Origin of the sequence: Streptomyces lunalinharesii (assembly GCF_039532155.1) — a bacterium.
In the GTDB taxonomy this organism is placed as follows: Bacteria; Actinomycetota; Actinomycetes; order Streptomycetales; family Streptomycetaceae; genus Streptomyces; species Streptomyces lunalinharesii.
In genome coordinates this window covers 27,000-37,591 of sequence record NZ_BAAARK010000054.1, presented here as the reverse complement: position 1 = coordinate 37,591, position 10,592 = coordinate 27,000, and the positions used below count along the sequence as shown (strand labels likewise).

Here is a 10,592-nt window from a genome sequence, read left to right as displayed (position 1 = left end):
GCGACGATCGCCTCACGGCCCACCCACCCGGTTTTCAACCCACCCTCAACGGGAGGGGGCGGGCCGGAGGGGGTGGTGTGCAGGACGTAAAGCGCAGCAGTCCTGCACACCACCCCCGCAGGCCCGACACCGCCACCCAACAGCCCCGCGCAGCGGACCCCGCCCGCCGCAGGCGCAACGGCGGAAAGCCCCACAACGTGGGAACAGGCCCGCGCCGCCAGGCGCAAACCGCAACCACCACGGCGGGAAAGCCAAAAACGTGGGAAGCCCCTTAGAGGGCCTGCGCGAACGTGCTGAAGAGCCGTTGCGGGTCGTAGGTCTGCTTGACCTTGGTGAGGCGGGTGGTGGCCGTCCCGTAGTAGGCGGTCTTCCAGTCGGACAGGCCGGCGTCGGTGTAGTTCTGGTAGGCCGCGCCGGAGGAGTGCCGCTGCATCGCGCCGTGGAAGGCGTCCAGCCAGGCGGTGCCGGCGGCGCCGGAGCCGCCGGCCGGCCAGGAGGCCAGGTACTGGGCGAGGAAGCGGGAGCGGCGGTGGACGAACGCGGTGTCGGCGGTGCCGACGCGGTTGATCGCGCCGCCCAGTGCGGTCAGGGCGACGTTGCCGGTGACGCCCTTGCGGCCGCCGCTCTCGATCTGGGCCAGCAGGCTCTGGACGCCGGCCGCGGACAGTGAGCGGTCGAAGAAGTGCGAGCGGGCGGCGTAGGTCTCGCGGCCCAGTGCGCCGGCGCCGGTGTGGCCGGGCAGGGTGCCCGGCATGTGGCACTGGGCGGTGGACTTCGACGAGCAGCCCGCGTACGCCTCCATCGCGTCCAGGTAGCCGATCGGGGTGAGGCTGACGCGGGTGGCCGGGCCGGGGCCGCCGGGTTGGTCGGCGAGCTTGTCGACGGCGTTTTGCAGGTCGTGGTGGCTGCCGAGGGAGAAGGCCGCGACGGAGACCGCCGGGGTGCCGCCGGGTCGGGCGTCGAAGTGGGCGGTGGACCATATCTCGTCGGGCTGGTCCGGACCCCACTTCTGCCAGGACCCGAGCACCGCGGCGGCCTTCGCCCACGGCCAGGTCATGTACGCCATCACCGCGCGGGGCGCCGGGTGGGTGCGGAAACGGAGTTCGGTGACCACCCCGAAGTTGCCGTTGCCGGCGCCGCGCAGGGCCCAGAAGAGGTCGGGGTGGTGGTCCCGGTCGCAGTCGACGGTCTTGCCGTCGGCCGTGACGACGGTGGCGCCGACGAGGCTGTCGCAGGTCAGGCCGTAGGCGCGGGAGACCACGCCGTGGCCGCCGCCGAGCGTCAGGCCGGATATGCCGACCGTGGGGCAGGAGCCGCCGGGGACGGTGACGCCGTGCGGGGCGAGGCCCTCGTAGACGTCGATGAGTTTGGCGCCGGCGCCGATCCGGGTGGTGCCGCCGGAGGGCGCGCCGACCTTGTCGAGTGCCGAGACGTCGATGACGAGCTTGCCGTTGCCGCTGGAGAAGCCGGCGTAGGAGTGGCCGCCGCTGCGGATGGCGACGGGCGCGTCGTAGCGGCGGGCGAAGGCCAGGCACTCCGCGATGTCGCCGGGGTGCTTGACGTAGGCGATGGCGGAGGGCTTCAGGGTGTCGAAGCGGGTGTTGTAGAGGCGGCGGGCGGTGGCGTAGGAGGCGTCGGAGGCCCGTATCAGAGAGCCGTCGAGGCCCTTGCCGAGCGCGCTCCAGGCGGTCTGGGTGGCGGGGGTCCTGGCGTTCGCCGCGGTGTTCATGGCGCCTGCGGTCCCGCTGGTGGAGGACGCCGCGTCGGGGCCGCCGCCCGGGGCCTCGCAGCCGGTGGCCCAGGCGAGGGAGGTGGCCGCGAGTCCGCTGCCGGCCGTCAGGAGTGTGCGCCGCTTCACTGGGATGGATCCCCCTTGGTTGTCGTACGGTCCGGTCCCGGCCCGCCGGTCGTCCGGCCGGTGGGCGCGGGGCGTGTGCCGGGACACCGCACCTGCGGGTCGACCGGTAACGCCCCCGTTGTTCCGTGACGTCCGGTACGCGAGTGAAGTCCGTTACCGCGTGGTGCTGTTGTGCCCCTCACTACCCAGATGCGGCGCGGGGGGTGACGGGTTCCCGGAACGGACCGGGTCATTCCACGGGGCGGCCCGGAGCGGCGTCGGGGCTGTCGTGCGCAACCGCCGCGTGCCGCTCGGCATCGGTGCGGGCCTGGGAGCGGGCTCGGCGGGCCATTCCGGTCCAGCCGCAGTCGCAGCGGGCCAGGCAGAACGAGCCGCGCTCGGTGGTGGAGGTGCGGTGCGGGGCTGATTCGGGCACCCGGTCACGCTACGCGCCTCCGGTGCCGTTGCGTGACGGGGCCCCGTCACGGTCGTTGAACGGTGCGGTCGACGCACCGTCAGACGAGTCGGGGGCGGGACGTCCGACCGTCCCGAGGGGACCGGCCGGCCCAGGCGGTCCCGAACACGGCGGCCGAGGGGGCTCGTACGCATGGTGGTGCAGGACAGGCGAGGCGGCGCGGTCGCCGCGGCCGTGGTGTGCGGGACGGGACTGCTGGCGGGGCTGCTGGCGACGGCGGGCTGTTCCCCGGACGGCGCGGCGGCCGACGACCAGGTGGCGCCCGCCCGGGCGCCGGCCGCGGTGGAGCTGCGGCGCGGCGTCGAGGCGCTGCTGCGGGCCGGCACCGCCCGGGTGCGGACGGCGATGGAGACGGTCAGCGGCGGGACGCTGGTGGCGATCCGGGGTTCCGGCGGCTACGACTTCGCGGCCGCCAGCGGGCAACTACGGGTGGTGCTGCCGGATCTGAAGGGCAAGCCCAGCGGCGGCAACCAACCGATCACCGAGGTCCTGGCGCCCGGCGCGCTGTTCATGAAGAACCGCGGGGCGGGGGTACCGGCCGACAAGTGGGTGCGGGTGGACACCGCGACGCTGTCCGACGGGAACCTCGTCACCGGCGGGGCGACCGACCCGCTGGCCGCCGCCGAACTGCTGCGCGGCGCGCAGGAGGTGACGTTCCAGGGGCAGGAGCGGCTGGGCGGGGTGCCGGTGCGGCACTACCGCGGCACGACCGATCTGGTCGCGGCCGCCGGTCGGGCGTCGGCGCGGACCCGGCCCGCGCTGGTGGCGGCGGAAAAAGGGTTCACCACCATGGTGGTGCCGTTCGACGCCTACGTGGACGACGCCGGGCGACTGCGCAAGGTGCGCCAGCGGTTCCGGTTCGCCAACGGCATGCCGGCGGGGGCGCCGGTGACCTCCACGACCGAGCTCTACGGCTTCGGTGCCCCGGTCGTGGTGCGGCTGCCGGACCGGCGCGACATCTTCACCGGGAAGATCTCCGCGGCGTCCGGGTAGGCGCGACGGCGTGGCCGGGGCGCGGAAATGGTCCTTCCGTGTCATGTGCGGGGCGGGTGGCCCTCCTTACCCTGGCGGTAACCACCACGGCGTGGGAAGGCGCTCAAGGGAGGAGGTGTCGGACGTGCCCGCCCATCGCCATCCGACGGTTCAGGACCAGGTCGCCCTCACCGAGATCGACCTCACCGGTGAGTTGATGATCGCGGCGGCCGCCGCGAGCGAGGACCGGCTCAGTACCGACCGGATCGACGAACTCCTGCACGTGGCCGGCGCCCCGCACGGGGACCGGCCCGATCGACAGGCGCCGGACGCGCCCTGACGCGCGCCGGCCCGCCTCCGCGCCCGTCAGCTGCGCAGCATCCGCTCGATCGCCTTGGTCGCCTCCTGGACCTTGGCGTCGACGGCGTCCGGCCCCTGGGCGGCGGCGTCGGCGACGCAGTGCCGCAGGTGCTCCTCCAGCAGCTGGAGGCCGAAGGACTGCAGGCCCTTCGTGCTCGCCGAGACCTGGGTGAGTATGTCGATGCAGTAGACGTCTTCTTCGAGCATGCGCTGCAGACCGCGGATCTGGCCCTCGATGCGGCGCAGTCGCTTGATGTGCGCGTCCTTTTGCTTGGCGTAGCCGTGAGCGCCCGGCGCCGGGTTCCCCGCAGCGTTATCGGTCACAGATCCGGGGCCGGTGCGGGGGTCGGTTTCCGGCGGGGAGCCGTGGCAGGCCGCGGCGGCTGCGGTGCCGCCGCTGGTGCCCGCGTCCGTGGTCGTCATGGCCATCTCCCGTGGTATTGAAGCGATCCGTATACCCCCGGCGGGTATATCGTACCGAAATTATCGGGCACCCGCGGTACCCCGTGCAGAGCATGCTGCCCGATGGGCGACACTGAGGGAATGCCGGTTAGCTGGGTTAGCTGTGGCTGGATGATGCGCCTAGCATCAACTCGACCGAATCCGATGCACCCCGAGGATTTCACGTGCGCTTTCGTCTGACCCCCAGGGAGACGAGCTTCTACGACATGTTCGCGGCGTCCGCCGACAACATCGTCACCGGCTCCAAACTCCTGATGGAAATGCTCGGGGCGGACGCCTCCGCACGGGCCGAGATCGCCGAACGGATGCGCGCGGCCGAGCACGCAGGGGACGACGCGACGCACGCGATCTTCCACCAGCTGAACTCCTCGTTCATCACGCCGTTCGACCGCGAGGACATCTACGCCCTCGCCTCGTCGCTCGACGACATCATGGACTTCATGGAGGAGGCCGTCGACCTGGTCGTCCTCTACAAGGTCGAGGAACTCCCCAAGGGCGTCGAGCAGCAGATCGAGGTGCTGGCGCGGGCGGCCGAGCTGACCGCCGAGGCGATGCCGAACCTCCGCACGATGGCGAACCTCACCGAGTACTGGATCGAGGTCAACCGACTGGAGAACCAGGCGGACCAGATCCACCGCAAGCTGCTGGCGCACCTCTTCAACGGCAAGTACGACGCCATCGAGGTGCTCAAGCTCAAGCAGATCGTGGACATCCTGGAAGAGGCGGCGGACGCCTTCGAGCACGTCGCCAACACCGTCGAGACCATCGCGGTCAAGGAGTCCTGACCCCTCAGCCATGGACACCTTCGCGCTCATCGTGACCATTGCGGTCGCGCTCGGATTCACCTATACCAACGGCTTCCACGACTCGGCGAACGCGATCGCGACCTCGGTCTCGACGCGCGCCCTGACCCCGCGGGCCGCGCTGGCGATGGCGGCCGTGATGAACCTCGCCGGTGCCTTCCTGGGCAGCGGCGTCGCCAAGACGGTCAGTGAGGGGCTGATCGCGACCCCGCACGGCAGCAAGGGGATGGGCATCCTCTTCGCCGGGCTGCTCGGTGCGATCGTCTGGAACCTCGTCACCTGGTACTTCGGCCTGCCGTCGTCGTCCTCGCACGCGCTGTTCGGCGGCCTGGTGGGCGCGGCGCTGGCCGGCGGGACGCAGGTGATCTGGTCCGGCGTGATCGAGAAGGTCGTCCTGCCGATGTTCATCTCGCCGGTGATCGGGCTGGTGCTCGGCTACCTCGTGATGGTGGCCATCCTCTGGCTGTTCCGGAAGGCCAACCCGCACAAGGCGAAGCGGGGCTTCCGCATAGCGCAGACCGTCTCGGCGGCGGGCATGGCGCTCGGGCACGGTCTCCAGGACGCCCAGAAGACCATGGGCGTCGTGGTGATGGCGCTGGTCATCGCCGACGTCGAGACGGCCGACGACGCCATTCCGCTGTGGGTCAAGCTGTCCTGCGCGATCACCATGTCGCTCGGTACGTACGCGGGCGGTTGGCGGATCATGCGGACCCTGGGTCGCCGGATCATCGAGCTGGACCCGCCGCAGGGCTTCGCCGCGGAGACCACGTCCGCCTCGGTGATGTACGTGGCGTCCTTCCTGTTCCACGCGCCGATCTCCACCACGCACGTCATCACCGCCTCGATCATGGGCGTCGGCTCGACCAAGCGCCCGCGTGCGGTGCGCTGGGGCGTGGCCAAGAACATCGTGATGGGCTGGTTCATCACGATGCCGGCCGCGGCGCTCGTCGCCGCCCTGGTGTTCTGGCTGATCAAGCTGGCGTTCGGCTGACGACCGGTCCCCCTGCCGCAAAGGGTGAAGGGCCCGCCCCCGGGTGAGGGGCGGGCCCTTCGTCCTGTGGTGGCACCGCCATGCAGCACCGCAGGACACCGGGGGCGGCCGACGGCTCAGCCGAAGCGACCGGAGATGTAGTCCTCGGTGGCCTGGACCGACGGGTTGGAGAAGATCCGCTCGGTCTCGTCGATCTCGATCAGCTTGCCGGGCTTGCCGACGGCCGCCAGGTTGAAGAACGCGGTGCGGTCCGAGACCCGCGCCGCCTGCTGCATGTTGTGCGTCACGATGACGATCGTGAAGCGCTCCTTCAGCTCCCCGATCAGGTCCTCGATGGCGAGGGTGGAGATCGGGTCGAGCGCCGAGCAGGGCTCGTCCATCAGCAGCACCTGCGGCTCGACCGCGATGGCGCGGGCGATGCACAGCCGCTGCTGCTGGCCGCCGGAGAGGCCCGAGCCGGGCTTGTTCAGGCGGTCCTTGACCTCGTTCCAGAGGTTGGCGCCCTTCAGGGAGCGCTCGACGACGTCCTTCAGCTCGCTCTTGCGGTACTTGCCGTTCAGGCGCAGCCCGGCCGCGACGTTGTCGAAGATCGACATCGTGGGGAACGGGTTGGGGCGCTGGAAGACCATGCCGACGGTGCGGCGGACGGCGACCGGGTCGACGCCGGAGCCGTAGAGGTTCTCGTCGTCCAGCATCACCTTGCCCTCGACGCGGCCGCCGGGGGTGACCTCGTGCATCCGGTTCAAGGTGCGCAGGAAGGTCGACTTGCCGCAGCCGGAGGGGCCGATGAAGGCGGTCACCGAGCGCGGCTCGACGGTCATGGAGATGTCGTCGATGGCCTTGTGGGCACCGTAGTACGCGTTCAGGCCGCTGACGTCGATTCGCTTGGCCATGTCAATCACTGCTTCTTTCCTGTTGCGGCTCGGTCAGCGGCCGGCTTTGGGGGCCTTCCAGCGGGCGATGCCGCGGGCCACCAGGTTGAGGACCATGACGAAGGCGATCAGCACGAGTGCCGCGGCCCAGGCCCGGTCGTAGGAGGCGTCGGAGCCCTGCTGCCACTGCTGGAAGACGTAGAGCGGCAGGGACTGCTGGGCGCCGTCGAAGGGGTTGTTGTTGATGGTCTTGGCGCCCCAGACCAGCAGCAGCACCGGGGCGGTCTCGCCGGTGATGCGGGCGATGGCGAGCATCACGCCGGTGGTGATGCCGCCGAGCGAGGTCGGCAGGACGACCTTGAGGATGGTGCGCCACTTCGGGATGCCGAGGGCCAGGGACGCCTCGCGCAGCTCGTTCGGGACGAGCTTGAGCATCTCCTCGGTGGAGCGGACCACGACCGGCATCATCAGGATCGCCAGCGCCATCGAACCGGCGAAGCCGGACGGGCCGAAGCCGAGGATCAGGATCCACACGGAGAGCACGAACAGGCCGGCGACGATCGAGGGGATGCCGGTCATCACGTCGACGAAGAAGGTGACGACCTTCGCGAGCGTGCCGCGGCCGTACTCGACGAGGTAGATGGCGGTCAGCAGACCGAGCGGGGCGGCGATCAGGGTCGCCAGGCCCACCTGCTCCAGGGTGCCGATGATCGCGTGGTAGACGCCGCCGCCGGGCAGGGCGTCGGGCAGCGTGCCCATCGAGTGCGACAGGAAGTACCCGTTGAGGACCTTGGTGCCGCGGGCGACGGTCTCCCACAGCAGCGAGGCGAGCGGGACGACGGCGAGCAGGAAGGCGGTCCACACGACGGTGGTGGCCAGCCGGTCCTTGGCCTGTCGGCCGCCCTCGACGGCGGCGGTCAGCAGGAACGTGGCGACGATGAAGAACAGGGCGGCGATCAGGCCCCACTGGACGGCCGAGTCGAGGCCGGCGGCCAGTCCGATGCCGCACCCGGCGGCGACGGCGACCAGGGCGAGGACCGGCAGGGTCCAGCGGGGCAGCCGGGACTGCTGGAGCGCGAGCGGGGTGCGCGACTCGGCGACCTTGCGGTGGCGGTGGCTGGTGGCGACGGTCATGCGGAGGCCCCCGAGTACTCCTTGCGGCGGGCGATGATCAGCCGGGCCGCGCCGTTGACGAGCAGGGTGATCACGAAGAGGACGAGGCCGGAGGCGATCAGGGCGTCCTGGCCGAAGGTGTCGGCCTCGCTGAACTTGCTGGCGATGTTCTGGGCGAAGGTGCCGCCGCCCGGGTCCAGCAGGCTGGCGCTGATCAGGAAGCTCGGGGAGAGGACGGTGGCGACCGCCATCGTCTCGCCCAGCGCCCGGCCCAGGCCCAGCATGGAGGCGCTGATGACGCCGGAGCGGCCGAACGGCAGCACCGACATCCGGATGACCTCCCAGCGGGTGGCGCCGAGGGCCAGCGCGGCCTCCTCGTGCATCCGCGGGACCTGGAGGAAGACCTCCCGGCTGACGCTGGTCACGATCGGCAGGATCATGATCGCGAGCAGGATGCCGACGGTGAACAGCGAACGGGCGGCCCCGTTGCTGTAGCTGAAGATCCCGGTCCAGCCGAGGTAGTCGTTCAGCCAGCCGTACAGGCCGCTCAGCTGCGGGACGAGGAAGAGCGCGCCCCACAGGCCGTAGACGATGCTGGGGACCGCGGCGAGCAGGTCGATGACGTAGCCCAGCGGGGAGGCCAGCTTGCGCGGCGCGTAGTGCGAGATGAACAGGGCGATGCCGACCGCGACCGGCACCGCGATGAGCATCGCGACCACCGAGCTGACGAGGGTGCCGAAGGCGAGCACCGCGATGCCGAACTTCGGCTCGGTGCCGACGGCGTTCCAGTCCAGGGTGGTGAAGAAGTTGCTCTTGTCCCCGGAGATGGCGAGGACCGAGCGGTAGGTGAGGAAGGCCGCGATGGCGGCCATGATCGCCAACAGGGCGATGCCGGAGCCCCGGGAGAACCCGAGGAAGATCCGGTCGCCGGGGCGGACCGCCTTGCCGGAGACCGTTCCGGTGGCCGGTGGCGGGGACGTTGCGGTGGTCGGGTGGGGTGAGGAGTCCATGGGTTTCTCCGGTCTGCGGAGCCCTGTGGGGGGCTCCTGCGCGGCGGTGCACCGGATGGGCGGCGGTCCCGGCGGTCACCGGGACCGCCGCCCGGCGGGTCAGGAGAGCGTCGCGACGGTCTTGCGGACCTTGTCGGCGATCTCGGTCGGGAGCGGGGCGTAGCCGAGGGCCTTGAGGGCGTCCTGGCCGTCCTTGCTGGCGACGTAGGTCAGGAAGGACTTGGTGGCCGGCAGGGTCTCGGCCTTGTTGCCCTTGTCGCAGGCGATCTCGTAGGTCACCAGGGTGATCGGGTACGCGCCCTCGGCCTTGGTGGCGTAGTTGAGCTTCAGCGCCAGGTCGTTGGCGCCCTGGCCGGCCGGCTTGGCCTCGGCGATCGCCTTGGAGGCGTTGTCGACGGTGGCCTCGACCGGCGCCTGGGCACCGGTGTTGATCTTGACCGTCGGGATCTTGCCGGAGGTGGCGTAGGACAGCTCGAAGTAGGAGATCGCGCCGCTGGTCTGCTTGACCTGCGAGGAGACGCCGGCCGAGCCGGACGCCGCCTGGCCGCCGGTGCCCTCCCACTTCTTCGCCGGCTCGTGCTTCCAGGCACCGCCGGAGGCGGCCTTGAGGTACTTGGTGAAGTTGTCGGTGGTGCCCGAGTCGTCGGAGCGGTGGAACGCCTGGATCTTCAGGTCGGGGAGCTTGGCACCCGGGTTGAGCTTCTTGATCGCGGCGTCGTTCCAGTTGGTGATCTGCGAGTCGAAGATCTTCGCCAGGGTGGGCGCGTCGAGGACGAGGTTGTCCACGCCGGGGACGTTGTAGCCGACCGCGATCGGGCCGCCGACCATCGGCAGGTCGATCGCCTGGCCGCCCTTGCAGAGCGTCTTCGACTTGGTGATCTCCTCGGGCTTGAGCGCCGAATCGGAGCCGGCGAACGCCGTCTGGCCCTGGAGGAAGGTGGTGACACCGGCGCCGGAGCCGGTGGGCTGGTAGTTGATCTCGGTGCCCTGGCAGGCGCCCGAGTAGTTCTGCACCCACACGTCCATGGCGTTCTTCTGCGCCGACGAGCCGGAGGCGAGCAGCTTGCCCTTGCCCTCGCACTTGACGTTGGCGGCCTTGGCGGAGCTGCCGCCGCTGCCGCCGCTGCCGCCGGTGGTGTTGTCGGAACCGCACGCGGTCAGGGCCAGGGCACCGGAGACGGCGAGAGCGCCAACGGCGAGGGCGCGAACCCGGTTCTTGCGCTGAAGCTTCACTGTCGAGAGTTCCTTCCTGGTGCGCGCCGTTTCCTCGGCGTGCGGGATGGTGACGGAAAGGGGCGCGGCCGCGTTGCCTGGCGGCGGGCCGGCGCCCTCGGTACGGCCGAAATTAGGCAGATCAGGTGAAGCGGCCGATGGGGCGGAGTGAACGCACGGTGAACCTCGGCCGTCAGCTGAGTGCGGAACCGTCGGGCGCGGGTGGACGCCTCGGGGGCGCGGGCGGGTCTGCGGGCGCGGTCGGGACGCGCCGTGCCGGAGCGCCCGGTTCCGGTGCGCGGCGCCGCCCCGGAGCGCCGGGTTCCGGGTCGAAGCGCCCGTTCGCCTTGGGGAAACGGCCCGTCGCTCTGTCGAATTACCAGTCGGTATGGCAGCATCCGCGCCGAGAGCGCGCACACGAATCGGTGCGGAACGACCGGAGGTGACTGGTGGGGAGCCAGGGGACACAACAGGGCGTTCGGGGC

11 protein-coding genes are annotated in these 10,592 nt (G+C 70.8%); 4 read left to right on the top strand and 7 right to left on the bottom strand.

What is annotated here, in order from left to right; genetic code table 11:
* Positions 1 to 271: 271 nt before the first annotated feature.
* Complete coding sequence (locus tag ABD385_RS37895; RefSeq protein WP_344584388.1) at positions 272 to 1,858, bottom strand: FAD-binding oxidoreductase; 1,587 nt, start codon at positions 1,856 to 1,858, stop codon at positions 272 to 274.
* 229 nt (positions 1,859 to 2,087) lie between these two features.
* Complete coding sequence (locus tag ABD385_RS37890) at positions 2,088 to 2,273, bottom strand: hypothetical protein (RefSeq protein WP_344584387.1); 186 nt, start codon at positions 2,271 to 2,273, stop codon at positions 2,088 to 2,090.
* A 171-nt stretch (positions 2,274 to 2,444) separates the two neighbouring features.
* Between ABD385_RS37890 and ABD385_RS37885 the strand changes: the two genes are divergently transcribed.
* Both ABD385_RS37885 and ABD385_RS37880 read left to right on the top strand, forming a co-directional pair.
* Complete coding sequence (locus ABD385_RS37885; RefSeq protein ID WP_344584386.1) at positions 2,445 to 3,305, top strand: SCO4651 family lipoprotein; 861 nt, start codon at positions 2,445 to 2,447, stop codon at positions 3,303 to 3,305.
* A 115-nt stretch (positions 3,306 to 3,420) separates the two neighbouring features.
* Positions 3,421 to 3,624, top strand: coding sequence for a hypothetical protein (locus ABD385_RS37880; RefSeq protein WP_016570950.1), 204 nt, complete (start codon positions 3,421 to 3,423; stop codon positions 3,622 to 3,624).
* Positions 3,625 to 3,650: 26 nt separating this feature from the next.
* Here the strand turns inward: ABD385_RS37880 and ABD385_RS37875 are convergent, their stop codons facing one another.
* Positions 3,651 to 4,067, bottom strand: coding sequence for a metal-sensitive transcriptional regulator (locus ABD385_RS37875; RefSeq protein ID WP_344584384.1), 417 nt, complete (start codon positions 4,065 to 4,067; stop codon positions 3,651 to 3,653).
* 203 nt (positions 4,068 to 4,270) lie between these two features.
* Between ABD385_RS37875 and ABD385_RS37870 the strand changes: the two genes are divergently transcribed.
* Together ABD385_RS37870 and ABD385_RS37865 are read left to right on the top strand one after the other, a co-directional pair.
* Positions 4,271 to 4,891 carry a DUF47 domain-containing protein gene (locus tag ABD385_RS37870; protein ID WP_016570948.1) on the top strand — a complete coding sequence of 207 codons (621 nt, stop codon included), beginning with the start codon at positions 4,271 to 4,273 and terminating at the stop codon, positions 4,889 to 4,891.
* A 10-nt stretch (positions 4,892 to 4,901) separates the two neighbouring features.
* Positions 4,902 to 5,900 carry an inorganic phosphate transporter gene (locus ABD385_RS37865; protein ID WP_344584382.1) on the top strand — a complete coding sequence of 333 codons (999 nt, stop codon included), beginning with the start codon at positions 4,902 to 4,904 and terminating at the stop codon, positions 5,898 to 5,900.
* A gap of 116 nt (positions 5,901 to 6,016) precedes the next feature.
* Here ABD385_RS37865 and pstB read toward each other — a convergent pair whose 3' ends face one another.
* The 4 genes from pstB to pstS form a co-directional block, all read right to left on the bottom strand.
* A complete protein-coding gene (pstB, locus tag ABD385_RS37860; protein ID WP_016570946.1) occupies positions 6,017 to 6,793 on the bottom strand; it encodes a phosphate ABC transporter ATP-binding protein PstB in 777 nt (258 codons plus the stop codon).
* A 33-nt stretch (positions 6,794 to 6,826) separates the two neighbouring features.
* Positions 6,827 to 7,906, bottom strand: coding sequence for a phosphate ABC transporter permease PstA (gene pstA, locus ABD385_RS37855; RefSeq protein WP_344584380.1), 1,080 nt, complete (start codon positions 7,904 to 7,906; stop codon positions 6,827 to 6,829).
* Entirely contained in the window at positions 7,903 to 8,895 is a 993-nt protein-coding gene (pstC, locus tag ABD385_RS37850; protein ID WP_344584378.1) for a phosphate ABC transporter permease subunit PstC, read from the bottom strand. Before pstC ends, pstA begins: the two co-directional genes overlap by 4 nt.
* Positions 8,896 to 8,994: 99 nt before the next feature.
* Complete coding sequence (pstS, locus tag ABD385_RS37845) at positions 8,995 to 10,128, bottom strand: phosphate ABC transporter substrate-binding protein PstS (RefSeq protein ID WP_344584376.1); 1,134 nt, start codon at positions 10,126 to 10,128, stop codon at positions 8,995 to 8,997.
* Positions 10,129 to 10,592: the final 464 nt, after the last annotated feature.

What these genes read in the sequence shown, in the direction of transcription:
- ABD385_RS37885 (WP_344584386.1), top strand. Translation starts at nt 2,445, where the DNA reads ATGGTGGTGCAGGACAGGCGAGGCGGCGCGGTCGCCGCGGCCGTGGTG.
- ABD385_RS37875 (WP_344584384.1), bottom strand. Translation starts at nt 4,067, where the DNA reads ATGACGACCACGGACGCGGGCACCAGCGGCGGCACCGCAGCCGCCGCG.
- ABD385_RS37865 (WP_344584382.1), top strand. Translation starts at nt 4,902, where the DNA reads ATGGACACCTTCGCGCTCATCGTGACCATTGCGGTCGCGCTCGGATTC.
- pstB (WP_016570946.1), bottom strand. Translation starts at nt 6,793, where the DNA reads ATGGCCAAGCGAATCGACGTCAGCGGCCTGAACGCGTACTACGGTGCC.
- pstA (WP_344584380.1), bottom strand. Translation starts at nt 7,906, where the DNA reads ATGACCGTCGCCACCAGCCACCGCCACCGCAAGGTCGCCGAGTCGCGC.
- pstC (WP_344584378.1), bottom strand. Translation starts at nt 8,895, where the DNA reads ATGGACTCCTCACCCCACCCGACCACCGCAACGTCCCCGCCACCGGCC.